The 24191-nt window shown below is 42.6% G+C and carries 25 protein-coding genes; 13 read left to right on the forward strand and 12 right to left on the reverse strand.

The features are described from left to right. Window positions 1-10: 10 nt before the first annotated feature. The 6 genes from ACESMA_RS12295 to ACESMA_RS12320 form a co-directional block, all read right to left on the reverse strand. A complete protein-coding gene (locus ACESMA_RS12295; RefSeq protein WP_372949124.1) occupies window positions 11-775 on the reverse strand; it encodes a TatD family hydrolase in 765 nt (254 codons plus the stop codon). Window positions 776-899: 124 nt separating this feature from the next. Continuing rightward, window positions 900-2243 (reverse strand): NADP-specific glutamate dehydrogenase, encoded by a 1344-nt coding sequence (gene gdhA / locus ACESMA_RS12300; protein WP_372949125.1) that lies wholly within the window; start codon window positions 2241-2243, stop codon window positions 900-902. A gap of 225 nt (window positions 2244-2468) precedes the next feature. Then, window positions 2469-4109: a chaperonin GroEL gene (gene groL, locus ACESMA_RS12305; RefSeq protein ID WP_372949126.1), complete on the reverse strand. Its 1641-nt coding sequence runs from the start codon at window positions 4107-4109 to the stop codon at window positions 2469-2471. 27 nt (window positions 4110-4136) lie between these two features. Beyond that, complete coding sequence (gene groES, locus ACESMA_RS12310; protein ID WP_372949128.1) at window positions 4137-4415, reverse strand: co-chaperone GroES; 279 nt, start codon at window positions 4413-4415, stop codon at window positions 4137-4139. 221 nt (window positions 4416-4636) lie between these two features. Further along, window positions 4637-5608: a methionyl-tRNA formyltransferase gene (fmt, locus tag ACESMA_RS12315; protein ID WP_372949129.1), complete on the reverse strand. Its 972-nt coding sequence runs from the start codon at window positions 5606-5608 to the stop codon at window positions 4637-4639. Between the two features lie 99 nt (window positions 5609-5707). Next, on the reverse strand, window positions 5708-5908 hold the full coding sequence (locus ACESMA_RS12320; RefSeq protein ID WP_372949130.1) for a DUF5522 domain-containing protein: 201 nt from the start codon (window positions 5906-5908) through the stop codon (window positions 5708-5710). Between the two features lie 54 nt (window positions 5909-5962). Here ACESMA_RS12320 and ACESMA_RS12325 point away from each other — a divergent pair, with 54 nt between their 5' ends. Continuing rightward, window positions 5963-6358 carry a hypothetical protein gene (locus ACESMA_RS12325; protein ID WP_372949131.1) on the forward strand — a complete coding sequence of 132 codons (396 nt, stop codon included), beginning with the start codon at window positions 5963-5965 and terminating at the stop codon, window positions 6356-6358. A gap of 101 nt (window positions 6359-6459) precedes the next feature. Here the strand turns inward: ACESMA_RS12325 and ACESMA_RS12330 are convergent, their stop codons facing one another. Next, window positions 6460-7371 (reverse strand): DMT family transporter, encoded by a 912-nt coding sequence (locus tag ACESMA_RS12330; protein WP_372949132.1) that lies wholly within the window; start codon window positions 7369-7371, stop codon window positions 6460-6462. A gap of 93 nt (window positions 7372-7464) precedes the next feature. On the opposite strand from ACESMA_RS12330, the gene ACESMA_RS12335 reads away from it, so the two are divergent. Continuing rightward, window positions 7465-8289: a carboxypeptidase-like regulatory domain-containing protein gene (locus ACESMA_RS12335; RefSeq protein WP_372949133.1), complete on the forward strand. Its 825-nt coding sequence runs from the start codon at window positions 7465-7467 to the stop codon at window positions 8287-8289. Here ACESMA_RS12335 and ACESMA_RS12340 read toward each other — a convergent pair. Then, window positions 8286-9380: a redoxin domain-containing protein gene (locus tag ACESMA_RS12340; RefSeq protein ID WP_372949134.1), complete on the reverse strand. Its 1095-nt coding sequence runs from the start codon at window positions 9378-9380 to the stop codon at window positions 8286-8288. The two genes, ACESMA_RS12335 and ACESMA_RS12340, sit on opposite strands and share 4 nt — an antisense overlap. A 107-nt stretch (window positions 9381-9487) precedes the next feature. On the opposite strand from ACESMA_RS12340, the gene ACESMA_RS12345 reads away from it, so the two are divergent. After that, window positions 9488-10087 (forward strand): type 1 glutamine amidotransferase, encoded by a 600-nt coding sequence (locus tag ACESMA_RS12345; protein WP_372949135.1) that lies wholly within the window; start codon window positions 9488-9490, stop codon window positions 10085-10087. A gap of 19 nt (window positions 10088-10106) precedes the next feature. On the opposite strand, the gene asnB is transcribed toward ACESMA_RS12345, so the two are convergent. Next, complete coding sequence (gene asnB, locus ACESMA_RS12350; protein WP_372949136.1) at window positions 10107-11819, reverse strand: asparagine synthase B; 1713 nt, start codon at window positions 11817-11819, stop codon at window positions 10107-10109. A 384-nt stretch (window positions 11820-12203) separates the two neighbouring features. Between asnB and ACESMA_RS12355 the strand changes: the two genes are divergently transcribed. Then, complete coding sequence (locus tag ACESMA_RS12355; RefSeq protein WP_372949137.1) at window positions 12204-12596, forward strand: DUF302 domain-containing protein; 393 nt, start codon at window positions 12204-12206, stop codon at window positions 12594-12596. A gap of 25 nt (window positions 12597-12621) precedes the next feature. On the opposite strand, the gene ACESMA_RS12360 is transcribed toward ACESMA_RS12355, so the two are convergent. After that, complete coding sequence (locus ACESMA_RS12360) at window positions 12622-13893, reverse strand: PQQ-binding-like beta-propeller repeat protein (protein WP_372949138.1); 1272 nt, start codon at window positions 13891-13893, stop codon at window positions 12622-12624. 84 nt (window positions 13894-13977) lie between these two features. Between ACESMA_RS12360 and ACESMA_RS12365 the strand changes: the two genes are divergently transcribed. From ACESMA_RS12365 to ACESMA_RS12405, 9 genes are all read left to right on the forward strand, one after another. Next, window positions 13978-14628 (forward strand): carotenoid biosynthesis protein, encoded by a 651-nt coding sequence (locus tag ACESMA_RS12365; protein WP_372949139.1) that lies wholly within the window; start codon window positions 13978-13980, stop codon window positions 14626-14628. Next, on the forward strand, window positions 14625-15248 hold the full coding sequence (locus ACESMA_RS12370) for a lysophospholipid acyltransferase family protein (protein ID WP_372949140.1): 624 nt from the start codon (window positions 14625-14627) through the stop codon (window positions 15246-15248). Before ACESMA_RS12365 ends, ACESMA_RS12370 begins: the two co-directional genes overlap by 4 nt. Beyond that, on the forward strand, window positions 15248-16342 hold the full coding sequence (locus tag ACESMA_RS12375; RefSeq protein ID WP_372949141.1) for a glycosyltransferase: 1095 nt from the start codon (window positions 15248-15250) through the stop codon (window positions 16340-16342). The genes ACESMA_RS12370 and ACESMA_RS12375 overlap by 1 nt, the downstream gene beginning before the upstream one ends. Then, a complete protein-coding gene (locus ACESMA_RS12380; RefSeq protein WP_372949142.1) occupies window positions 16318-17163 on the forward strand; it encodes a hypothetical protein in 846 nt (281 codons plus the stop codon). Before ACESMA_RS12375 ends, ACESMA_RS12380 begins: the two co-directional genes overlap by 25 nt. 11 nt (window positions 17164-17174) lie before the next feature. Beyond that, window positions 17175-18647, forward strand: coding sequence for a phytoene desaturase family protein (locus ACESMA_RS12385; protein ID WP_372949143.1), 1473 nt, complete (start codon window positions 17175-17177; stop codon window positions 18645-18647). Further along, entirely contained in the window at window positions 18640-19476 is an 837-nt protein-coding gene (locus ACESMA_RS12390) for a phytoene/squalene synthase family protein (RefSeq protein WP_372949144.1), read from the forward strand. The genes ACESMA_RS12385 and ACESMA_RS12390 overlap by 8 nt, the downstream gene beginning before the upstream one ends. A gap of 96 nt (window positions 19477-19572) precedes the next feature. Further along, entirely contained in the window at window positions 19573-19830 is a 258-nt protein-coding gene (locus ACESMA_RS12395) for a DUF6364 family protein (RefSeq protein WP_372949145.1), read from the forward strand. Then, window positions 19827-20249, forward strand: coding sequence for a type II toxin-antitoxin system VapC family toxin (locus ACESMA_RS12400; RefSeq protein ID WP_372949146.1), 423 nt, complete (start codon window positions 19827-19829; stop codon window positions 20247-20249). Before ACESMA_RS12395 ends, ACESMA_RS12400 begins: the two co-directional genes overlap by 4 nt. A 32-nt stretch (window positions 20250-20281) precedes the next feature. After that, window positions 20282-21073 carry an endonuclease/exonuclease/phosphatase family protein gene (locus ACESMA_RS12405; protein WP_372949147.1) on the forward strand — a complete coding sequence of 264 codons (792 nt, stop codon included), beginning with the start codon at window positions 20282-20284 and terminating at the stop codon, window positions 21071-21073. Between the two features lie 5 nt (window positions 21074-21078). Here the strand turns inward: ACESMA_RS12405 and ACESMA_RS12410 are convergent, their stop codons facing one another. Continuing rightward, the gene (locus tag ACESMA_RS12410) at window positions 21079-22422 is read right to left on the reverse strand and encodes a saccharopine dehydrogenase family protein (RefSeq protein ID WP_372949148.1); all 1344 of its coding nucleotides are present in this window, start codon (window positions 22420-22422) and stop codon (window positions 21079-21081) included. 206 nt (window positions 22423-22628) lie between these two features. Continuing rightward, window positions 22629-24176, reverse strand: coding sequence for an aldehyde dehydrogenase family protein (locus ACESMA_RS12415; protein WP_372949149.1), 1548 nt, complete (start codon window positions 24174-24176; stop codon window positions 22629-22631). Window positions 24177-24191: the final 15 nt, after the last annotated feature.

The raw sequence follows: 24191 nt of genomic DNA on the forward strand, positions 1-24191 counted from the left end.
GTATTAAAAACTAAATCCCGAATAAGTTTCTTGCATTTTCAGTTGTAATTTCTGCAACTTGATTTACCGAAATATCATAAATTTTTGCTACAGCTTGTGCCACATAAGCCAGGTATGCACTTTCGTTTCTTTTTCCGCGTTTTGGCACGGGAGTTAAATAAGGTGCATCAGTTTCTATAACAACATTTTTGAGGGGAATATTTTTCAGAACCCCTGCCAGGTTGCTGTTTTTAAAGGTAACCACTCCTCCAATTCCAAGCATAAAACCCAAATCGGTAATTTTTTGCGCCTCTTCTTCATTTCCTGTAAAACAATGAAAAATGCCCTTCAGATTTCCATCCTGTTCCTCTTTTACAATGGAATATGTTTCATCGAAAGAATCGCGGAGGTGAATAACTATTGGCAATTGGCGAGATTTTGCCAGTTTTATCTGGTGCCTGAAAGCGTCTTGTTGTTCCTTTAAAAAGGACCGATCCCAATACAAATCAATTCCAATTTCCCCAATACCGTAAAATTTACGTTTTTCAAGCCAGTATTCCACAGCCTCCAATTCTTCGTGATAATCGGCCGCAACAGAAGTTGGATGCAATCCCATTAACGGATAGCACAAGTGAGGATAAGCATCGGTCAGGTCAAGTAAACGCTTTACCGATCCTGAGTCTATATTCGGAAGAATTATCTTTTTAACATCATTATCGTATGCTCTTTGCAAAACTTCATCAACATCGTGTATAAAGTCTTCCGAATAAATATGCGCATGTGTATCAATCAGCATGTAAAAATATTCAATTTTCGACAAATGTAAAAAAGTGTTTCATCCTGAAACAATTTTCTATTTTATCAATAGATTAAATTTTTCAGAATAAAACACTTGAAAAACAGCTATCTGAAACGCGAAACTAAACAACTCCCTGTGCCAGCATGGCATCTGCCACTTTTACAAAGCCGCCAATATTGGCACCTTTCACATAATTTACTTTATTTCCGGCGCCGGAAACTTTGCCATAATTAACACAGGCTTCATGTATGTTTTCCATAATTAACTTGAGCCGTGCATCCACTTCCTCGCGGGGCCAACTGATGCGCATGCTGTTTTGAGACATTTCGAGGCCGGAAACTGCCACCCCACCGGCATTTACTGCTTTACCCGGTGCATACCCAATATTTTCGGCAAGATAATCCACTGCCTCGGCGGTACAGCCCATATTTGAAGCCTCTGTCAGCAAATAACATCCATTTTTAACCAATTCTTTGGCATCATTGAGATTCACTTCATTTTCGGTAGCACAGGGCATGGCAACATTTACAGGCACTTCCCACGGGTGTTTTCCGGGAATGAATGTAGCATTGAATTCCTGTGCATAAGGTTCAACAACATCATTGTTGGTTGCTCTCAATTCAAGAAGATAATCCACTTTTTCGCCAGCTATCCCGTCAGAATCGTAAATATAGCCGTCGGGACCAGAAAGAGTGACTACTTTTCCTCCAAGTTCGTTTATTTTAGTTATTGCTCCCCATGCTACGTTTCCAAAACCCGAAACACCGAAAGTAAGTCCTTCAACGTCCAAACCCAAACGTTTAAGCATGTGCTGTGCAAAATAAACAGCACCAAAACCGGTTGCTTCGGGTCTGATGAGACTTCCTCCCCAAGCCAGACCTTTGCCGGTAAGTACACCTGTAAACTCATTTTTCAGGCGTTTGTACTGGCCAAACAGATATCCGATTTCGCGGCCACCCACGCCAATATCACCGGCAGGAACATCGGTATTTGGCCCAATATGCCGGTAAAGTTCACTCATAAACGACTGGCAGAATCGCATAATTTCGCCGTCTGATTTTCCTTTCGGACTGAAATCAGAACCGCCTTTTCCGCCACCCATGGGTAAGGTTGTCAGACTGTTTTTAAAAGTTTGTTCAAACCCTAAAAATTTGAGAATACTTAGGGTTACGCTGGCGTGAAACCGAAGTCCTCCTTTGTAGGGACCAAGTGCTGAATTGAATTCGATTCGGTAACCGCGGTTAACCCGAACCTCTCCCTGGTCATCAACCCAGGGAACCCGAAACATGATCACTCTTTCAGGTTCTACCATCCGTTCCAGAATATTTGCTTTCTGGTAGCGTGGATTTTGCTGATAAAAATCCCAAACTGAACCTATTACTTCCTCTACTGCCTGGTGAAATTCTTTTTCTCCGGGAGTCCTTTGTTCAAGACCTGCAATAAAATCATTTATGCTTGTTTTCATTTCATTAGTGAATTAAAATGTTTGAGTAAAGTTAGGCAACTTACCTGTATAAAATAAGGGTGCCTGAGAGAATCAGTCAAAATTCAAACCATTGACTTTAAGTATTTTATCTATAAAAAAAAGATGTTAAATAACAGTGTCTGACAATCGTCAGGATTTGGGAAGGCAAAAAAAAGCCTTTCCCCGTGAGGAAAGGCTTTCTGAAAATATATTTTGAGCAGTTTTTTACATCATTCCGCCCATGCCGCCCATGCCACCGTGTCCACCGGCAGGCATTGGAGGATTGTCTTCTTTTTCTTCAACAATTACTGCTTCAGTAGTAAGCAGCATACCAGCAATGGATGATGCATTTTCCAGCGCAATACGAGCCACTTTAGCCGGATCAATAACACCTGTTTCATAAAGATTTTCGTATTTATCGGTGCGGGCATTGTAACCAAAGTCGCCCTTGCCTTCGCGAACTTTCTGAACTACCACAGCGCCTTCTTTGCCGGCATTTGCAACAATCTGCCGCAATGGTTCTTCAATGGCACGTTTTACAATTTCGATACCAGTTTGTTCGTCTTCATTTTCACCTTTTAATTCTTCCAGTGCAGGAATAGCGCGCAGGTAAGCAACACCTCCACCAGGAACAATTCCTTCTTCAACGGCAGCACGAGTTGCACTCAATGCGTCGTCAACACGGTCTTTTTTCTCTTTCATTTCCACTTCTGAAGCGGCACCTACATAAATTACTGCAACACCACCGGCCAGTTTAGCCAAACGTTCCTGCAGTTTTTCGCGGTCGTAATCAGATGTAGTGGTTTCAATTTGTTTTTTAATCTGGGAAACGCGTGCTTTAATGGTATCTGGTGCGCCTGAACCATTAACAATGGTTGTATTTTCTTTGTCAACAGTAATTTTTTCAGCTTCACCCAACATTTCGAGGGTAGTTTGTTCCAGCTTCATGCCTTTTTCTTCGGTAATTACTGAACCACCTGTCAGAACAGCTATGTCTTCGAGCATTTCTTTTCTGCGGTCGCCAAAGCCAGGAGCTTTTACTGCGCAAACTTTTAAAGAACCACGCAAACGGTTTACTACCAAAGTTGCCAGTGCTTCACCATCCACATCTTCAGAAATAATCATCAGCGGACGACCAGCCTGTGCGGTTTGTTCCAAAACAGGAAGCAGGTCTTTCATGGTGCTGATTTTCTTATCGTGGATAAGAATGTAAGGATTTTCAAGTTCAGCAGCCATTTTTTCGGCGTCGGTTACAAAGTAGGGAGAAATGTAACCACGGTCGAACTGCATACCTTCCACTACGTCAACGTAAGTTTCGGTACCTTTTGATTCTTCAATGGTAATAACACCTTCTTTGTGAACCTTCTGCATGGCTTCTGCAATTAACGCACCAATGGTGTCATCATTGTTTGCAGAAACTTTGGCTACAGATTCAATTTTTTTGTAGTCATCACCAATGGTGTGCGCCTGTTCTGCCAGGTTGCTAACCACTTTTAAAACAGCTTTGTCGATACCGCGTTTCAAATCCATTGGATTTGCACCGGCAGTAACGTTTTTCAATCCAACAGCAATAATGGACTGTGCCAATACGGTAGCTGTGGTTGTTCCGTCACCTGCATCGTCGCCGGTTTTTGAAGCCACTTCTTTTACCATTTGTGCTCCCAGGTTTTCGTAAGCATTAGGAAGCTCAATTTCTTTTGCAACTGTTACACCATCTTTTGAAATTTGAGGTGCACCAAATTTTTTCTCGATAACTACATTACGCCCTTTTGGTCCTAATGTAACTTTAACTGTATCAGCCAGTTGGTCAACTCCTGATTTCAGTTTGTCACGGGCATCAATGTTAAATTTAATCTCTTTTGCCATTTTTATTTACTTTTTTTGAATTTTTAATTAAGCAATGTACAATACGTCGGTTTGAGACATGAGCAAATAATCTACTCCATCGATATGCAACTCTGTGCCGGAGTATTTACCATACGAAACAACGTCACCTACTTTAACTTCCATAGGTTCGTCTTTTTTGTCTGCACCAACGAGAACTACTGTTCCTTGCTGTGGTTTTTCTTTTGCTGATTCGGGAATGATAATCCCACTTTGTGTTTTTTCTTCGGCTTCCATGGGTTTAACCAGGATTTTTCCTGCCAGAATTTTACCTTTTAGCTCTGCCATTGTTTTTTACGTTTTATTATTAAACATTTTTTTCAAAAATCGACACAGTGCCTAAGCACATTCTGTACCAAAGGCAGATGTGCTCACTTTTTCAGACAGAAAAGGACAAAATTGCATTTTTAAGAAATGAATTGTCAGGAATTCTGTCAATACCAAATTGATTATCAGAAGAAAACAACCAATGTCAAATGTTCTGACAGGCTGACAGAATAAAACGGGATTTATTCGAAGTGGTATTCAAATATATGCCGGAATCCGCGCAAAAAATCAGAAGTATTCAGACGTTTTTTCCCCGAAAGCTGCAAATTGGTTATTTCAAGCCAACCATTGGCGCAGGCAACATTGAGGTAATTCTCATCGTCTGAATCAATCGTTCCAGGCTGGGCAGTTTCCACAGCAATTACAGGTTGTGCAAAAAATATTTTACACGGCACCGTTCGCCCGGTTTCTTTATGCACCAAATTTGCCCATGCTGCCGGGTAGGGCGACAATCCGCGAATCAAATTACGAACCGATTCCACATTTTTGGTCCAGTCAATTTTGCAATCTTCCTTAAAAATTTTTGGAGCATGCTTTATTTTATTATCTGGCAGAATTTCAGATTGTGGTACCGGTTTTACATTTCCTTTGGCTAATGCGTCAACCGTTTCCCGCACCAATTCTGCTCCAATTTCCATCAACCGGTCGTGCAAATCGCCAACCGTGTCGTTATTTTTTATTTCAACTTCCCTGCGAAAAAGAATTTTTCCGGTATCAATTTCGTGGTCGAGCAAAAAGGTGGTTACGCCGGTTTTTGTTTCACCATTAATAATTGCCCAGTTGAGTGGTGCTGCCCCCCGATATTGTGGCAACAGCGAAGCATGCAAATTGAAAGTACCAAGCCGGGGCATATTCCAAACCGTTTCGGGCAGCATTCTGAAAGCTACCACCACCTGCAAATCGGCCTGAAGTGATTTTAATTCTTCCTGAAATTCAGGATTTTTCAGCTTTTCAGGTTGAAGAACTTTCAAACCTTTTTCAACCGCATATTTTTTTACTTCCGATTCGGTTAATTTCTTACCTCTTCCGGCGGGTTTGTCAGGCGCTGTAATTACGCCCACCACGTTGTAATCGTTTTCAACCAGTGCTTTTAAACTGGCCACCGCAAAACCGGGAGTTCCCATAAAAACAATCCGAAGCTCTTTTCCTCTCATTCCCATAAATTTGAAGCAAAAATAAACATTCACAGCAATTAACAGTGCTTTTCAGCGGTAAACCTCTTTTTTGAAAAAACTCAAACCAATTTTAAACTTCTATTTAAGCCGGGTATTCCCTTTTTGTGCTTTTGGCCAGTAAGGACAGTGCCTGCATCCGTTGGCACAACAATATCCCCGGCGAATTAAATAATCTGCTGTCATTACCCGGTAACCATTTTCGAAATAAAAGTCTTTTCCTTCCGAAAGGTCATCGCTGAAATCAATATTATCGTCAAAATAATTAGAAAATATGGTCATGGATTGAAATTCCTCAAATTAACATTACATTTAAACAAAAAACACTGGAAAAAGATGGGAATAGAACGCGATTATTTAATGCGACAACTGATGATGCTTTTCGATGTCATTCAGAAAATATTCAATTTCAGAAAGAAAGGACAAAAAGAAGAAGCAGAAGAACAGATTCGCTATTTTTATAATTTCCTGAAACTTGAAACACAAATTCTGGATAAGAACATTGAAGAACTGCTTGATTTCCTGGTTTCAGAAAAAAAGTTCACGAATAACCATATCGAAATGATTGCATTTGTTTTAAAGGAACAGGGCGAACTTGCTAAAAAGGCAGAACAAAAACTCGATTTTTTCAGAAAATCATTCTTTTTGCTGGAAAAAGTTGACCGCGAAAGCACCAGCTTTTCCATGGACCGGCAGATGAAACTTGCAGAATTGCGGGAATATTTGAACTGAAAGAAATGCATTATGGCATAAATGCGAGAATGCGTTTAGGTTAAAAAAAATCCATGAATTTAACCGTTTTGCATTTTACCAATTTCACAATTCCGCAATTTCTAAAGAAAAAACATGGCAACTCCGCCCACAGTTACAATTGCACCCAGAATTTCTTTCCAGTTCACTTTTTCTTTAAAAATAATTACCGCCGGCAAAATAATAAGCACCGGAACAATAGCCATAAGTGTTGCGGCAATTCCTGTTTCGGTGTGTTGAACCGCGAGCAGCGAAAAAGAAACGCCTAAAAACGGGCCAAAAAAAGCACCAAGTGTAATTCGTTTCATGGCAGAACCGTGTTTAAGTGCTGCCCAAACCCGTGGCCATCGTTTCATAAAAATAAAAAGAATAGCAAAGCCTGCAATTCCGGTCAGCACCCTGATTTGCGATGCAGAAAAAGCATCGTAACTGCCCATTCCTTTTTTGCTGAGAACCAGCCCGGCAGCCTGCCCCAGCGCCCCTCCAAGTGCCATCAGAATTCCCGGAACAGAGTAACTTGACTTCAACTTTCGGACGATGGAACCGTTCAGTTCGGTTTTTTCCCGTTTCAGAATAACGATAATAATGCCGGCCATGGTAATGGACATGCCCAGCCAGTTCATTGGAGTAAGCACCTCGCCCAACATTAGCCATCCCACAAAAGCAGCAAACGGCGGGGCCAGCGCCATCATCAACATTGAAATGCGTGCGCCAATCACCACAAACGCCTGAAAAAGAAGCAGGTCGCCAATAACAAAACCCACTAAACCCGAAAGCGCCAGCCATTGCCACTGAAACAAAGTGGCATCGGTGGGAAAGAAAAACCCGCGGGCAATCCAACTGTAAACGCCAATAAAAAAGAAAGCCATAACCAGCCGGATGAGATTTACGGCCAGCGAGCCCACTTTTTTTCCTGCCGACTCAAAAGCCATGCTGGTTACAGTCCAGAAAACCGCAGTGAGCAATCCTGCTATTTCGCCAAAGTAATTTTGCATTTTTCAGGGCGCAAATGTAGCAATTCAAAAACATGAAACTGATGCAAGTCATTTTATTTTTAGACACGATTCGTTATTTTGCGAAAAAAAATCATGAACCGTGCAATTTTACTTTTTCTGATTGTTTCATTTAGTTACTCCTGTTCAAAAGATAAATTTGATTCACCGGGTGTGATAAAAGGTTCGGCTTTTCTCACAACGAATATATCCAGTTGGCCAGCAGAAGGTTACGACGACCACAGTGAAATAAAAGTTATTTTATATGACAAGACTAAATTCCGAAAAACGGTTGAAACCGACAAAAATGGTGAATATGAAATAAATAATGTGAAAGAAGGAGAATACCAAATTCGTTTTGAAAAGGAAGGATTCACCTTTTATGAGTTGTATGACATTCAGCACAATGGAACCGACACGCTTGAATTTTTCTACACCGGAGCAACAAAAGCCGTTTACCTGATGGAAATTAAGCAAATAGACTACAAAATGATAAAACCTCCATTTATAGCATCTTACAAAGGCACCATTGATTATGGTCCCAACCAGGGGAAATTTGGAGAAAACTTTGAAATTGCAGTGGAGGTTGAAAATGCCCCCCATTTCGGTTGCATCGTATTTGTTAACGACAGTAAACCAGTTGACGATTTAAATTATAAACTGGCAGTTCAAACAGGCACTTTTAGCAGAACCGGTATTCCCAATCCAATAATCAGATTCAAATTTTCACTTTTGGACAGAGAAATTTTTCGTCCCGGTTCAACCATTTATCTGCGCTATTATCCTTGCGCTTCAGGGTTATTCAAATACGATCCCTGGATGGAAATCGATAAATATTTTATGATCTTTCCAAACCAAAGCACCTATAAAGAATATTCCCTGCCCCGGGAAGAGGTTTATTACGAAGGAAGAGTGCTTTAATCCAACAACTCCGAAACGGTTTCACGCAGTTCTTCGTCGCGTTTGTTTTTGGCTATGATTTTTCCGGTTTTATCCACGATTAAACTGGATGGGATGGAATTCACTGCATACAATTGTGCTGCTGAATTGTTCCAGTAAGCTAAATCGGAAACATGGGGCCATGTGAGTTTATCGTCGTCAATGGCTTTCAGCCAGGCATCGCGGTCGCGGTCGAGTGAAACGCCAAAAACGCTGAATCCTTTATCTTTATAATCGTTGTAAACAGCTACGATATTCGGGTTTTCCTGACGGCAGGGTCCGCACCAGGCAGCCCAGAAATCGAGCAGTGTGTATTCGTTTTTTTTGTAAATATCAGAAAATTTCACAGGGTTTCCATCTTGATCATTCATGGTAAAATCTGGAGCAATCTGGCCCACCGCAACGGTTTTCAGTTTTTCAATGCGTTCCGTTAAAGCTACAATGGAAGGCACTTCTTTTAATTTTGGATCGAGTGCATTTACAAGGTTATCCAGTTCATCCACCTCCATTCCATATTGCACTCTTGAAAGAAAATAAGGCGCTGCAAACGAACCAGGGTTATTTCTGACAAAATCGGCCTGCATGGTGTTGGTATTTTCATACATCGCTTCCACCTGCTGCATCAATTGTGCAGCTTGTTCTTCATTACCTGCTGCAGCCGCCTCGCGTGCCTGTTGATATAATGCCATGTATTCTTCTCCTATTTCCTGAATCCGGCTGTTTACCTCATTGTATTCATCGTGGGTTTTTGAACCGGTAACTGTAATCTGCTCCATATTTTCTGCAGTTCCCGAAACAGTCATCTCCGTGTTTTCAACAAACAGGATGGTTTTTGCCCGTTGTCCCAATACAGATAAATAATGATCTTCCGGTGTAACAACTTCGCCTTTCAAAACGGCTGCTCCATCCACAATATCGGCTGTGTCAATGGGAATCCATTCTGAGGCTCCTCTTTTTTCCAATAATATTTGTCCTTCAGCACCTTCGAGGTTAACTGTAATTTCAAATCCTTTTTCCTGTTGGCTGCATGCAAAAAATGCAACTGCTGCTATAAAAATCAATACTTTCTTCATTTCCTTCAAATTAATCAGTTTGTGAATTTTGGCCGAAAGATAGAAAATCATTTAACAACGAAAAAACCAGCGATTCACTATTCAGCAAAAAACCTTAATTTTACAGTATGAAACCGGAAAAAAGAATTCATATTCTGATTGTTAACAATGCTGAGGAAGGCATTGCGGAATTTTCCAGATCACTGGAAAAAATCGTTTCAGATGCAGGGTTCACATCTGAAACCATTGATTACAGGGATTGCCTTCATTTTGATTTCGAAAAAACAGAAGGCATTTTGCTTTCCGGCTCACCACAAGGGGATGATATTGTGGAGCACCATCTTCCATACTTCCAATGGCTGAAAACCTATGAAAAACCGGTTTTGGGAATTTGTGCCGGGCATCATATTGCCGGTTACCTTTACGGTTCCGAACTGTTGCGCGGTGAAGAACCCGAATCGGGAGATTTTCCCGTTAAAATTCTGGAAGATGATCCGCTGTTTTCGGGCTTGCCACAAAAAATTACCGTAAAACAAATGCATAACGATTCTATTTCGCTACCGCCCGGGTTCGAACTGCTGGCCACCTCAAAAACCTGCCACAACCAAATTATGAAACACTGGAATAAACCGCTTTACTCCTGCCAGTTTCATCCTGAATTTTATAATAAGAAGCTTATTCAGAATTTTTTGAAGATAGTAATCCACAAATCCTTAGAAATTGATTGAAAAATAATTTTAAAGTAATTTAACCTGCAACTAACGGTTGTGCATGACTTCTCTTAATATCCTCAAAAACAGCCCCTTTCTCATGTACTGTATTTACTGCCCTGCCAGAAGGATCGGCATTGCCCTGAAACGATGCATCCCATGCCAATGCCTCGCCGGTGCTACATGCTATGGATGGCACCGAAGGAACACATGCTGCCGCCTGATCCGATGGAAAATGTTCGCTGTAAATGGTCCGGTACATGTACTCTTCTTTGTTCATGGGCGTATTTACCGGGAAGCGAAATTTTGCATTTTCCATCATTTCGTCGGTTACCTGTTCGCGGGCAATCTGTTTCAGAGTGTCAATCCAGCCGTAGCCCACGCCGTCGGAAAATTGTTCTTTTTGCCGCCACGCCACGCTTTCGGGAAGGTATTTTTCAAAACCTTTACGCAGGCACCACTTCTCCATACGTCCGTTTTTTGCCATTTTTTCTTCAGGATTGAACCGCATAGCTACATCTATGAACTCCTTGTCGAGGAACGGAACCCGACCTTCTACACCCCAGGAGGCCAGTGACTTGTTGGCACGCAGGCAGTCGTACAAATGGAGGCGGCTCACTTTCCGCACACTTTCCTTGTGGAACTCTTCGGCATTGGGCGCTTTATGGAAATAAAGGTAACCACCGAAAATTTCATCTGCACCCTCGCCGGTCAATACCATTTTTATACCCATCGACTTTATAACCCGCGCAATCATATACATAGGCGTTGAGGCACGCACTGTTGTAACGTCATAAGTTTCGATGTGGTAAATCACATCGCGTATGGCATCCAGTCCTTCTTGTATGGTGTAATGAATTTCGTGGTGAATGGTACCAATGTGGTCGGCCACTTTTCTGGCGGCAGCCAAATCGGGTGAACCTTCCAAACCTATTACAAACGAATGCAACTGCGGCCACCAGGCGTCTTTCTGGTCGTTTTCCTCGATGCGTCTGGGTGCAAATTTTTTAGCCAAAGCCGATGTAATGGAAGAATCGAGTCCGCCGGAAAGCAGCACTCCGTAAGGTACATCCGACATCAACTGACGGTGAACGGCATCTTCCAAAGCCTGCGACAATTCTTCAATATTGGCAGGATTGTCCTTTACATTTTCAAATTCTGTCCATTCGCGTTCATACCAGCGTTTCAATTCGCCATCTTTACTGTATAAATAATGTCCGGGAGGAAATTCCTGAATTCTTTTGCAGAAGCCTTCCAGTGCCTTCAATTCCGATGCCACATAGTAGTTGCCAAACTCATCCCAACCCTGGTAAAGCGGAATAATTCCGATGTGGTCGCGGGCAATCAGGTACGCATCTTCTTCCTCGTCATACAAACCGAAAGCAAAAATACCGTTCATATCGTCGAGAAACTTTTCTTTCTTTTCACGATATAATGCTAATATGACTTCGCAATCTGAGCCGGTTAAAAACTCGTATTTTCCTTCAAACTGTTTTCTGATTTCGCGATGATTATAAATTTCGCCATTCACTCCCAGAATCAATTTCCGGTCTTTGCTATACAACGGCTGACCACCCGATTCGGGGTCAACAATGGAAAGCCGTTCATGCGCTATCAACGCTTTTTCTCCACAATAAATGCCTGACCAATCCGGCCCGCGATGCCGTAACTTTTTCGACATCTCCAAAACCTGGGGCCGTAGTTGCTGGCTATCGGTTTTTAAATCAAATGCACATACAATTCCACACATATTTTTTGCATTTTTAGTTTATACTGTCTTTGACCGCCAAAAATATACATTTTGATATTAAATCAAAATAATTATTGACATTATTCTAAATTTTTTAATTTTTATCTTACAAATAGAAAATTTATACAATAGTTTATACACAATAATTTCTATCAGTCACCTTCATTTTTATGCTAAAATTCATTAAAAACCTGTGTACACCAAATATTACCCCCTGAAAAACTTTTGTTCGTCAAAAAAAGATGCTATTCGATGAATCATCATTGCCTGATTCAAAAAAAATAATAACCTATTTTTTATAATTTCGTTAAATATTCTGAACGAAATACCACTATCTTTGTTATAGTTCCTTAAATAATTCTTTAACAAAAAAAACAAAAAAATATGAGCTATTTTTTCAGTACCGTGTTGAAAAACAAAAATTTCGAAGAAGTAATTGAGGATGTTAAGGCCGAACTCTCCAAAGAGGGATTTGGAGTCCCATCGGAAGTAGATATGAAAAATACCTTTAAAATGAAACTGGGTATCGATTTCAGAAAATATCACATATTGGGAGCCTGTAACCCCGAATATGCCCGAAAAGCAGTTGAAAGCGAAAAAAACCTGGGTGTTTTGTTGCCTTGCAGTGTGGTGGTTCAGGAACATGAAAACGGCGATGTGGAAGTAGCAGCGGTAGATCCGTTGGCATCAATGATGGCTGTTTCCAATCCGGTTGTACAAGAAGTGGCCACTGAGATTACCCGCCGGCTGGAGCGCGTGATTGAAAATTTAAGTTGAATATCAGCTGGTATTTTCTCAACAACTATTCTATCAAATAAAGATTTTTTTCAGTCCTAAGTACCATTTTCCCACGCACAAATGCCGGAACAGCCTTTACCGTTTCGCCGATGCTGTTTTCGGCTATTTTTTGAAAGGAATCGCCAGGTTTGATAATGGTGCAGTCGCCTTTTACATTAAAAAAATAAATATTGCCGGCGGCGTAAATTGGCGAAGAGTTGAAATTCCCGACCAGTTTTTCTTTCCACACCGGTTCGCCGGTCATGGCATCCAAACAGGTCACCATGCCGCGGTCGTGCACCATGTACATTTTCCCATCCACAATAATCGGCGTTGGAATTTGCGGCACTTCATCCTCGTACATCCACTTCACATGGGTTTTGGTTACGTCACCTTTTCCGGCAGGATCAATGGCATATTGCCGGGTAAAAAAAGGAATATTGTCGAGGAAAATCCAGCCTGAGTTGACAAACACCAAACCATTCCAGTAAAGCGGCTGGCTGACCGTGGAATCGTAACCATATTCGATAGTCCACACCACTTCGCCTGTATTCACGTCGTGGGCAAAACACATGTAGGCGGCGTTGCTAATCATGAGTTCCCTTTCGTCAACCTCAATAATAATGGGTGTTTGGTACGACTTGCGGTAAACCGGTTCCAATGGGTCGTAAATTTCTTTGGGCCGAACGCTTTTCCAGATGATTTCGCCGGTTTTTTTGTTGAGCGCAACCACATAAGGGTCATGGGTTCCTTCCAAATGCACAATCAGCATATTTTTATGAATGACAGGTGACGAAGCCGGCCCCTGCATGTGTTCCGCTTTTAAATCCTCGCGTTGCCATACCACTTCAAAATTGCGCGTATCAATGCAGGCGGTTCCGAATGTTCCAAAATGAACATAAACGAATCCATCCTCAATGCAGGGCGTTGGCGTGGCATACGAATTCGTGCTGTGAATCCGTTGCGGGTCGTCACTGGTAAAAATCGTTTTTTCGTCGAGCAGTTCACCGGTTTCAAAATCAAAGCACAGCGTATAAAATTCTTTGCCGTCATCGGTTGCCGAGGTAATCCAGATTTGATTGCCAAAAACAACCGGCGAGGAATATCCCTTACCTTTCACCTCCGTTTTCCAAACAATGTTGGAATTTTCACTCCATTCCAATGGTGCAGTTTCCGTTTGGGCATGTCCGTCCATTTGCGAACCCCTGAAATGGGTCCAGTTTTCTGCTTTATCTGAACCGGTGCAACCGGCAAAAAGAAAAATCACACTTAAAACGAAAACAACTTTGGTTGTCATAATGGTCAATTTTTGGTTTAAAATTCCGGTAAAAATCATTCAATGCTAAAAATAAGGTTTATTTTTAAACCAAAATAAGAAGATTTGAAAAACCGAAAATATACATACGCTTTTGGCTTTCTGGTCATATTTTATTTGGTTGGAATTGCCGGATTTATAAATCCTTCAACCCGTGAGTTTTTCAGCCGGTTAACGCCGCTTGCATTGTTACTGAGTGCCGGTTTTCTGGTTTGGTTTCACCAGCCAAAATTCAGTTTAAAAATGATGCTTGCTTTTGGTTTCATTTTTATTTTTTCCTTTCTGGTTGAAGCCATTGGGGTAAAAACCGGCGTGATTTTCGGGGAATATATTTACGGGAAAGGCCTCGGATTAAAGGTTCTCGAAACCCCGTTAATGATTGGCCTCAACTGGCTGATGCTGGTGTATTGCACCAAAATTATGGCCGAAAGGATTTCCGGTAACCAAACGGTGAGGCTATTTTTTGCCCCGCTACTGATGGTTATTTACGATTTGGTTCTGGAACAGGCCGCCCCGCTGCTGGGAATGTGGAGCTGGGCCGGCGGAAAAATCCCGGTGCAAAATTACATTTCATGGTATCTGCTGGCTTTTTTGTTTCATTTGCTGCTGCAAAAAACAAAAATCAGTTTTTCCAATAAGCTGGCGACACCTGTTTTCATCATCCAGTTTCTGTTTTTTGTGGTCATTGTTGGTTACTTTTTAATTTTCAGAACATGATTAAAGGCCGGCACCACTGGTTTTTGTACCCGTTTTTTGTGTGGTACGGCTGGATGCGGATGAAACGGCATTTCAAAAAAATCCATCTGTCAGGAACGGTTTCAGAAACCGGATTACCCATTTTGGTCATTTCCAACCATTTCAGTTGGTGGGACGGCTTTTTCATTGCGTCGCTGAACCGCAAAAATTTTCATAAAAAATTTCATGTGATGATGCTCGAAGACCAGTTGAAAAAGAACTGGTTTTTCCAGCACACCGGCGCATTTTCAGTTCGAAAAAACTCAAAAGGCATCATTCAATCGCTCACTTACGCTTCTGAATTGCTGCAGAATCCGGACAATCTGGTCACCTATTTCCCGCAAGGTCAGTTTGAATCCATCAATCAGGAAAAACTGCAATTTGAAAAAGGAGTGGAATGGCTGTTGAAAAACCTGAAAAACGAAGTGGAGGTGATTTTTGTGGCCAACCAGGTAGATTATTTCGAATCAGCCAACCCATATCTTTTTATACATTTCGAAACTTACGATTTCAAGGGAAAAAATCTTCAGGAAATTGAAGATGATTTCAATTCTTTTTACCGAACTTCTTCATTGAAAAACATCAATTTAAAAAACACTTAATGCTGATGATTCTCGCCTATATCACCCTTGTGTTTTTTGGAATACGTTTTCTGGTGGCGCTTTCCAATGTGTTGTTTTCGCCGGTGCTTAAAACACAAAAACAGGATGGCGAACCATTGGTTTCGGTTTTAATTCCGGCCCGAAACGAAGAACACAACATCGGCAACATTCTCAACGACCTTCAAAAACAAAGTTATCAGCACATTGAAGTGATTGTTTTCAACGACCAATCCACCGACCGAACCACTGAGATTGTGGGTGCATTTGCAAAAACTGACGAACGTTTTCAACTGATAAATTCCAAGGGTTTGTCTGAAGGTTGGCTGGGAAAAAGCAATGCCTGTTTCCAACTGGCAACAAAGGCAACGGGAGAATATTTTTTATTTCTTGATGCCGATGTGCGCGTGGAGTCAGGATTGTTTGAAAGTGCACTCGCCCAAATGCAAAATCACGGATTAAAACTTCTTTCCATTTTCCCGAAACAGGAAATGATAACCATAGCCGAAAAAATAACGGTTCCGGTAATGAACTCCATTCTGCTTTCGCTTCTTCCGATGGTGCTTACCCGCGAAAGTTCCCGACCATCGCTGGCTGCGGCCAATGGTCAGTTTATGCTGTTTGAAAAAGAAACATACCAAAAACTTCAACCTCATGAAAAAGTGAAAACCCTTTTGGTGGAAGACATCCTCATTGCCCGGCTTTACAAAAAATCGGAGCAAAAAATGCAGTGCATGACCGGCAACGAAACCATCCGCTGCCGCATGTACCAAAATCTGAATGAGTCACTAAACGGTTTCGCCCGCAGCGTGGCCGAATTTTTTGGAGGAAGTCATCTGGCGGCTTTTCTCTACTGGCTTTTTGGCACTTTTGGAGTTTTTGCCATGCTTTTTGGGTTACCCACGGTTTTTACTTTTGTGACTCTGGCACTTATGACCGGAATCATTCTGTTTATTTCTGTATCGAGCCGGCAACCGTTTTGGCAGAATCTTTTACTGGCTATTCCCCGGCAACTTTTGCTGGGAGTTATTGTTTTTCTTTCATTCAGAAATAAAAAATTGAAAAAAACAAAATGGAAAGGTCGAAATATCAGCTAATACTCATTTTTGTGCTGCTAAGTCTTACCTCTTTGGGACGTGGAGTTTTTAACTCCGCATTTCCTGAGCAAATGGCAGGTGAAAATTCTGCAAAAGAATCCAGGCAAATTAACTCCTCATTTTCTGTACAAATCTCAGTAGAAAGATCCAATTCTCCCTTCAAACAACAAGTCTATCAGGCCTACATTTCCGGGAAAATGGAAAATTGGAAAACCGCTATCGATGCCATGGAAAAACAAAAAAGCAATCAACCCACCGATATACTTGAACTGATTAATTACCAATACGGATACGTGGCCTGGTGCCTTGGCAACGACAAAAAAAATGAGGCCAAACATTACCTTTCACTTTTGGATAATAACCTGGAAAAACTGAAATCACTTTCTGGCGAATCGGCTGAATATCATTCCTACACTGCTGCAGCATACGGTTTTAAAATCGGGTTGAGCAACTGGCGCGCTCCGTTTTTCGGCCCTAAAAGTATGGATCACGCCGAAAAAGCAATGAAAAAGGACAGCCTTAATTTTCAGGCCAACATGGAAATGGGCAACATCTGGAATCACATGCCGGCTATGTTCGGTGGCTCGGATGAAAAAGCGCTGTCATACTATTCAAAAGCGCTTAAAATAATGGAATCCAAATCAGAAGAAATTAAACGACACAACTGGATATACCTGAACCTACTGACGCTGGTCGGGCAAATGCAACAGGAAATGGGAAACCCATATCAGGCTAAAAAATATTTTGAACAAGCGTTAAAAATTGAGCCCAATTTTGTTTGGGTAAAAGAGGAATTATTGCCTTCTTTAAAAACAGATTAAAACATTTGCACATGAGTAAAAAAGTGCTGATAGTGGGAAGCGGACTGGCCGGACTGGCAGCCGCACTGCGTTTGTCGCAGCGTGGATATGAAGTGGAACTGGTTGAAAAAAACAGCAAAGCCGGTGGCCGGTTAAACCAGTTGAAAAAAGACGGTTTCACCTTTGATGTAGGGCCAAGTTTTTTCAGCATGTCTTACGAATTCGATGAGTTTGTTCAGGATGCCGGCATCAAAATGCCTTTCCATTTTGTGGAGCTCGACCCGTTGTACACCGTGAATTTTCTGGCCACAGGTAAAACTTACACCATGTACAAAGACCTTTCGAAACTGGCCGAAGAGTTCAAAGATGTGGAGCCCAACCTCGAAGAAAAAATCAGAAAATACCTGAACACCGGAAAAAAAATTTTCGACGGAACAGTTGATTTGGTGGTGCGCAGGAATTACAACTCGCTGATGCACTATTTTGTCACTCTCATGCAGGCTCCTCCAACGCTGATGCCGGTGCTTTTCCGTAGTTTCTGGCAGCAGGTCTCCAAATATTTCGATTCGGAAGAAGTGCGGCAAATCCTTTCGCTGGTGGCATTTTTTGTAGGCCGCACACCGTTCGACACGCCGGCGGTTTACTCGCTCCTCTCCTATACCGAATTTGTGCACAACGGTTATTTCAACGTGGAAGGCGGCATGTATAAAATTGTGGAAGGCCTTTGTAACGAAATGAAAAAACAGAACATCAACATTCATTATAATACCGAAATCACCGGATTCACTGAAAAAAACGGACAACTGGAATCGCTGACCGATGCAGAAGGAAAAAAATGGGAAGCCGATATTTTTCTCATCAATGCCGATGCGGCCTGGTTCAGGGGAAAAATTTTCAACCGCCCGGAATTCTCGGAAGAAAAGCTCGACAAACTGAAATGGACGATGGGAACGCTTACCTTTTACCTTGGGGTGAGCGAAAAAATTCCCAACGTGCATCATCACAATTATTACCTGGGAAGCAATTTTAAGGAGTATGCCAACAAAATTTTCACGAATCCGGATTCGTTTGAAAAACCGTATTATTACGTAAACGTACTTTCCCGTTCCAATCCCGACTGTGCGCCCGAAGGTTGCGAAAGCCTCTTTTTTGTTTGCCCGGTGCCCGATTTGCGCTATAAACCCAACTGGGAAGACCGCGAGGAGATTGTGAACAGCATCATTGCCGATTTCAGCAAACGCGTGGGCATGGATGTTCAGCAAAAAATTGTTTCCAAAACCATATACACGCCCGAAGAATGGCGCGACCAGTTTAATCTGCACAAAGGCAGCGCGCTTGGTCTGGCACACGACATGAACCAGATTGGCGGGTTCAGGCCCAGAAACTTCGACGAGAAATTCAAAAACGTTTTTTACGCCGGCGCCTCTACCGTGCCCGGAACCGGGTTGCCCATGGTAATTATCAGTTCAAAACTTGCCGTTGAACGAATTGAAAAATATGGATAAACTATACGACAATAACGCTTTCGATTGCAGCCGGATTACGGCCAACAACTACAGCACGTCGTTTTCGTTTGGCATAAAGTTGTTTAAACGGAAATACCGGCCGGCCATTTATGCCATTTACGGTTTTGTGCGTTTTGCCGACGAAATTGTGGACACTTTTCACGACCAGAATAAAAAAAAGTTGCTGGATAAACTCCGCGAAGACACCTGGCAGGCCATTGAAACGGGTTTCAGTTCAAATCCCATTTTGCACAGTTTTCAGAAAGTGGTAAATGAATACCGCATCGACCGCGAATACATCGAAGCTTTTTTGCACAGCATGGAAATGGACCTGACATTTAAGACCTTCAATACTGAAGAAATCAAGGAATACATTTACGGTTCTGCCGAAGTGGTAGGACTGATGTGCCTCCGGGTTTTTTACAAAGGCAGCGAAAAAAAATTTGATGAACTTGTTTATCCGGCACGGAAACTGGGCGAGGCTTTCCAGAAGGTCAATTTCCTGCGCGACATCAGCGCCGATTACTTTGGTAAGAACAGAATCTATTTCCCCGGAGTAGAATTTGAAAATTTCACCGAAGAACAAAAAAAGGCCATTGAAAACGACATCACTTTTGACTTTGCCGAAGCCAAAAAAGGAATCAGGAAGTTGAATCCTGATGTTCGTCTGGGAGTTTTTTTAGCTTACACCTATTATCTGGAACTGCTGGAAAAAATACGCAAAACCACACCCCGTGAAATTCTGCAAAAACGCTACCGGGTGTCGGATTTCACCAAAATTGTATTGCTAGTAAATGCCTGGGGAAGATATATTTTGGGGAAAATATAATCATCTTTAAATAACTCGCATTTTTTTGCATCAAATACTAATTTGCCATATACGGACTGTTTATTTATATTTGCACGTACTAAAAATGGTATTGATATGGATGTAAAACTGACATTAAAACTGGATAAATATGTGATTGACAAGGCAAAAGAATATGCATCATCACATAAAAAAAGTCTTTCACGATTGATTGAATCATATCTTAAGACCTTAGTTGATAATGAAAAATCACCTTCTGACGCTGATTCTGATATTTCACCTTTTGTGAAAAGCATGCAAACTGGTGTAAAAATTCCGGCTGACTATGACTACAAAAAAGATTACAGTGATTATTTAGCTGAGAAATACAAATGAAGGACAGATTGTTTCTGGACACGAATGTTGTGATAGATTTACTTGGTGAAAGAGAACCATTTTACCATCATGCCGCGCAGATTGCAACTCTTGCGGACAAAGGGGAAATACAAATGATTGTTTCTGCATTGACTTATTCAACAGCATATTACGTGCTTTCAAAATTTGAAAAACAAGAAGCAGTTTGGGAAAAACTACGAAAATTCAAAGTCGTTGCTGAAACATCAGACTTAACAGATAAAATGATAGACAAAGCTCTTAATTCAGGGTTTTCTGATTTTGAGGATGCTTTACAATATTTTTGTGCGATACAAACGAATTGTAATATTTTAATTACCAGAAACGAAAAGGATTTTAAAATAGCTGAAATACCGGTACTGTCTCCTAATGAATATTTGAAAGGTCGAACACACCGATAAAGAATATTTTTACAATACGAAACAACAAATCAATGAATAATAAACGGATTATATTTTGTTTAACCCTTATCATTTCAATTCATATTCAGGCACAACCAGTCCAAAAAGAAAATCCTGATGTCCGGATTCTCACCATCAACATTTTGCATGGCGCAACCACACAGGGCGATTTCGATTTGGATAAAATTGCTGATGTCATTCAACAAACCAATCCCGATTTGGTAGCACTTCAGGAGGTAGATTTTAAAACCAACCGTGCCAAAAAATACGATTTGGCTACCGAACTGGGCTGGCGTACTAAAATGGCCCCGCTTTTCGGGAAAGCCATGGATTACGACGGTGGTGGATACGGCGAAGGAATTCTTACCAAAATGCCCATTATCACCAGCCGGAACGTACCTCTTCCCCACTCACCCGGAAATGAGCCGCGTACAGCCCTGGAAGTGATGGTTGAACTGGAATCGGGAGATACCATTTGCTTTATCGGCACCCACCTGGAACATCAGCGGAACAACACCGACCGTATCGACCAGGTAAACGAAATCAACCGGGTTTTCCTTTCAAACAAATACCCAACCATCCTGGCCGGCGACCTAAACGACACACCCGAAAGTGAAGCCATTTCCATTCTGAAAAGGTTTTGGAAGGACAGCGCAGGAGACAATTCTGCTTTCACCTACCCGTCAGATAATCCGCGAATCAGAATCGACTACATTCTCTTCCGGCCCGAGAACCAATGGAAAGTACTGGATTATCAGGTTATATGCGACTCCATAGCATCAGACCATTGTGCGTTGTTGTCGGTATTGGAGCTTGCAAAGTAATTCCATTACTCCTCCGGCACATCCTCCTCCAACTTTTCCCTAAACCCAATCCCGTGCTTCTCCAGTTCTGCCAATACCGGTTCGTAAATCAGCCGGTCGGTGGGAATATGCATTCCTGTCAAATTCATTTTTCCTGTCAGGAACAATTTAACAGCGACCGCCAGCGGCAACCCCACCGTTTTGGCCATGGCTGTATGGATGTCGTTATCGCCGGTGACTGCCAGAGAGCTGGTCAGGTTCATTGGAATTCCCGAATCTTTATCGCGGTAAACAAACTTGTGCCACATCACCACCATGTCCTTGTCGCCGGGTTGCAACTGCCATTTCGGCTTCAGAATATGCTCCATAATTTGCGCAGGCGTTGCCTGTTTCAATCCGATTTTAGTGTTACTGAAAATCCCCAGCCATTTCAGTTTCTGAATGATGTCCGAATCCTGGTCGATGTGCATGTAGTGATACAATTTCAGCTCCACTGAATCGGTAGGATGGTAGTACAAAAACGAATTGATGAACTCGCGGTTTGTCATGTTTTCGGAGTTTTCCATGATGTAGGAATCGTCGGTGGCGCCCAGTTGCACGAATACATTCCACGCCCTGCAAAACCCCGGCCGGCGAAAGGTTCCGCGGTAAATGGTGGGAATTCCCTGCAGGTTGTATTTTTCGATGTACTTCAGCGAGTCGCGGTTGGCGTACCCCTCGAAAAGCCCGTAGTTTTCAATTTCAATGAGCTCCGTTCGGCGAAAAAGCCGGTTGTAGGGAATGTATTTGTATTTGCCGTTCTGGATGAATTTTGCCGGCCCGTCCTGCCCGGCCAGCACCACATTACGCGGGTTCCAGCTAAATTTGTAGTGCCACGGATTGTTGTCCGATTCAGGCGCAACAAGCCCACCGGTAAACGATTCAAAACTTTGCAGGTCGTGACCTTCGGTTTTTATGCGATCAATCAGTTTCATAGCCGACATGTGGTCGAGGCCGGGGTCGAGGCCACACTCATTCAGGAAAAACAATCCTTTTTTGTTCACCTCATCCTCAAACGCTTTTAGCTCTTTGGATTCATAGGAAGCGGTAAACAGGTTTTTGGAAAACTTTACGCACGACTGCGCCACCAGCGGATGAAACCGGGCGGGAAGCATGGAAATCACCAGGTCGGCCATCCTGACTTCCCTGTCCCGCGCCGGTTCGTCGGTAACATCTACCTTTCGGTAATGCATTTTCGCATTCTCCCCTGCGTATTTTTCACCGGAATCGGCCACCGTAATTTTCCATCCAAACTGTCGGGCATGCTCTGTAAGATATTGAATAAGCGTGCAGCTTGACCGGCCGGCACCAAATACTAAAATGTTTTTCATCTATTTTAACCTCTCCTAAAAAATAAATACGAACGACTCGTTAAATGCTAAAGCCTGATTTTGAGATTCTTTTTAATTCACCGGACTGAAGTCCGGTGCAAAAAGCGAAAAAATCAACATAACAACTCCAAAACCTTGAACTTTAAACCCGAAACTTTAAACTATACCCTGTGAAATAAATCTTCGATTTACTGCTTCGCATTATTTCACAGGGTGAACTCAATCCCCTGCGCCAGCGGCAGTTCCGTTCCAAAATTAATGGTATTGGTTTGCCTCCGCATGTAGGCTTTCCAGGCATCGGAGCCCGACTCACGACCACCGCCGGTTTCCTTTTCGCCGCCAAAAGCACCGCTGATTTCTGCACCCGAAGTGCCAATGTTGATGTTGGCAATGCCGCAATCAGACCCTTCGTGCGAAAGAAATTTTTCGGTTTCCAGCATGTTGGTCGAAAACATGGCCGACGACAACCCCTGTGGCACATCGTTGTGCAACCGGATGGCTTCCTCCAAATCTTTATAGCGAATCATATACAAAATAGGCGCAAAAGTCTCTTCCTGAACGATTTCGAAATGATTCTCCACTTCGGCAATGCAGGGCGAAACAAAGGTTCCGGTTTTGTATTTTTCACCTTCCAGCACTTTGCCACCGGTAATGATTTTTCCGCCTTCAGTTTTTATTTTTTCAATTGCGTTCACAAAATCCTGTACTGCCCATTTGTCCACCAGCGGCCCCACCAGCGTTTTCGGGTCGAGGGCATGTCCAATGGGAAGTTGTTCATACACCGAAAGCAATTTTTGTTTGAACTGGTCGTACACCGAATCGTGTACGATTATCCTTCGCGTAGAAGTGCAGCGCTGACCACAGGTGCCCACGGCGCCAAAAACCACAGCCCGCAGCGCCATCTCCAAATCGGCGTTGGGCGTGATTATAATGGCGTTGTTTCCGCCCAGTTCAAGGATGGATTTCCCAAGCCTCTCGCCTACTAAACGGCCTACTTTTTTGCCAATTCGGGTGGAGCCGGTAAACGAAACCAGCGGAATGTTTTTGTCAGCGAACATCTCGTCGCCCAGCATTTTGGAATCGGCAGCCATCAGGTTAAGCACACCTTCGGGAACATGGTTTTCCTTTAATACCTTTGCAACAATTTTGTGAACAGCTACGGCGCACAAATACACTTTCGACGACGGTTTCCACACCAGCACATCGCCGCAAACCAGCGCCAGCATGGCATTCCATGCCCAAACCGCCACCGGAAAGTTAAACGCCGAAACCACACCCACAATTCCCAGCGGATGGTACTGGTCGTACATGCGGTGTTTCGGGCGTTCGGAGTGCATGGTAAAACCATACAACTGTCTTGACTGTCCCACGGCAAAATCACAGATATCAATCATTTCCTGCACTTCGCCCAGGCCTTCCTGGTAAATTTTTCCCATTTCGTACGATACCAGTTTGCCCAGCGGTTCCTTGTACTTCCGTAGTTCCAGCCCGATTTGCCGAACGACTTCGCCCCGTTTGGGCGCCGGCCACATACGCCAGTTTTTAAACGCTTTTTTAGCTGTTTCAATTACCTCATGGTAATCTTCCAGCCCGGCCTGCCGCACCTCCGCAATTTTCTCTCCATCCGAAGGCGAAAAAGATTCCACCACTTTCCCGGAAGTTTCTCGCCAGATTGTTCCGGTGCAAACGCCGGAGTTCACATTTTCGATTCCCAGTTTCTTTAAATCTTCTTTGATATTGAATTGATTTTCCATTATTTATATTTTTGA

It is taken from the genome of Mariniphaga sp. (assembly GCF_041687215.1).
Classification (GTDB): domain Bacteria; phylum Bacteroidota; class Bacteroidia; order Bacteroidales; family Prolixibacteraceae; genus Mariniphaga.

What these genes read in the sequence shown, in the direction of transcription:
- ACESMA_RS12295 (WP_372949124.1), bottom strand. Translation starts at nt 775, where the DNA reads ATGCTGATTGATACACATGCGCATATTTATTCGGAAGACTTTATACAC.
- gdhA (WP_372949125.1), bottom strand. Translation starts at nt 2,243, where the DNA reads ATGAAAACAAGCATAAATGATTTTATTGCAGGTCTTGAACAAAGGACT.
- groL (WP_372949126.1), bottom strand. Translation starts at nt 4,109, where the DNA reads ATGGCAAAAGAGATTAAATTTAACATTGATGCCCGTGACAAACTGAAA.
- groES (WP_372949128.1), bottom strand. Translation starts at nt 4,415, where the DNA reads ATGGCAGAGCTAAAAGGTAAAATTCTGGCAGGAAAAATCCTGGTTAAA.
- fmt (WP_372949129.1), bottom strand. Translation starts at nt 5,608, where the DNA reads ATGAGAGGAAAAGAGCTTCGGATTGTTTTTATGGGAACTCCCGGTTTT.
- ACESMA_RS12320 (WP_372949130.1), bottom strand. Translation starts at nt 5,908, where the DNA reads ATGACCATATTTTCTAATTATTTTGACGATAATATTGATTTCAGCGAT.
- ACESMA_RS12325 (WP_372949131.1), top strand. Translation starts at nt 5,963, where the DNA reads ATGGGAATAGAACGCGATTATTTAATGCGACAACTGATGATGCTTTTC.
- ACESMA_RS12330 (WP_372949132.1), bottom strand. Translation starts at nt 7,371, where the DNA reads ATGCAAAATTACTTTGGCGAAATAGCAGGATTGCTCACTGCGGTTTTC.
- ACESMA_RS12335 (WP_372949133.1), top strand. Translation starts at nt 7,465, where the DNA reads ATGAACCGTGCAATTTTACTTTTTCTGATTGTTTCATTTAGTTACTCC.
- ACESMA_RS12340 (WP_372949134.1), bottom strand. Translation starts at nt 9,380, where the DNA reads ATGAAGAAAGTATTGATTTTTATAGCAGCAGTTGCATTTTTTGCATGC.
- ACESMA_RS12345 (WP_372949135.1), top strand. Translation starts at nt 9,488, where the DNA reads ATGAAACCGGAAAAAAGAATTCATATTCTGATTGTTAACAATGCTGAG.
- asnB (WP_372949136.1), bottom strand. Translation starts at nt 11,819, where the DNA reads ATGTGTGGAATTGTATGTGCATTTGATTTAAAAACCGATAGCCAGCAA.
- ACESMA_RS12355 (WP_372949137.1), top strand. Translation starts at nt 12,204, where the DNA reads ATGAGCTATTTTTTCAGTACCGTGTTGAAAAACAAAAATTTCGAAGAA.
- ACESMA_RS12360 (WP_372949138.1), bottom strand. Translation starts at nt 13,893, where the DNA reads ATGACAACCAAAGTTGTTTTCGTTTTAAGTGTGATTTTTCTTTTTGCC.
- ACESMA_RS12370 (WP_372949140.1), top strand. Translation starts at nt 14,625, where the DNA reads ATGATTAAAGGCCGGCACCACTGGTTTTTGTACCCGTTTTTTGTGTGG.
- ACESMA_RS12375 (WP_372949141.1), top strand. Translation starts at nt 15,248, where the DNA reads ATGCTGATGATTCTCGCCTATATCACCCTTGTGTTTTTTGGAATACGT.
- ACESMA_RS12380 (WP_372949142.1), top strand. Translation starts at nt 16,318, where the DNA reads ATGGAAAGGTCGAAATATCAGCTAATACTCATTTTTGTGCTGCTAAGT.
- ACESMA_RS12385 (WP_372949143.1), top strand. Translation starts at nt 17,175, where the DNA reads ATGAGTAAAAAAGTGCTGATAGTGGGAAGCGGACTGGCCGGACTGGCA.
- ACESMA_RS12390 (WP_372949144.1), top strand. Translation starts at nt 18,640, where the DNA reads ATGGATAAACTATACGACAATAACGCTTTCGATTGCAGCCGGATTACG.
- ACESMA_RS12395 (WP_372949145.1), top strand. Translation starts at nt 19,573, where the DNA reads ATGGATGTAAAACTGACATTAAAACTGGATAAATATGTGATTGACAAG.
- ACESMA_RS12400 (WP_372949146.1), top strand. Translation starts at nt 19,827, where the DNA reads ATGAAGGACAGATTGTTTCTGGACACGAATGTTGTGATAGATTTACTT.
- ACESMA_RS12405 (WP_372949147.1), top strand. Translation starts at nt 20,282, where the DNA reads ATGAATAATAAACGGATTATATTTTGTTTAACCCTTATCATTTCAATT.
- ACESMA_RS12410 (WP_372949148.1), bottom strand. Translation starts at nt 22,422, where the DNA reads ATGAAAAACATTTTAGTATTTGGTGCCGGCCGGTCAAGCTGCACGCTT.
- ACESMA_RS12415 (WP_372949149.1), bottom strand. Translation starts at nt 24,176, where the DNA reads ATGGAAAATCAATTCAATATCAAAGAAGATTTAAAGAAACTGGGAATC.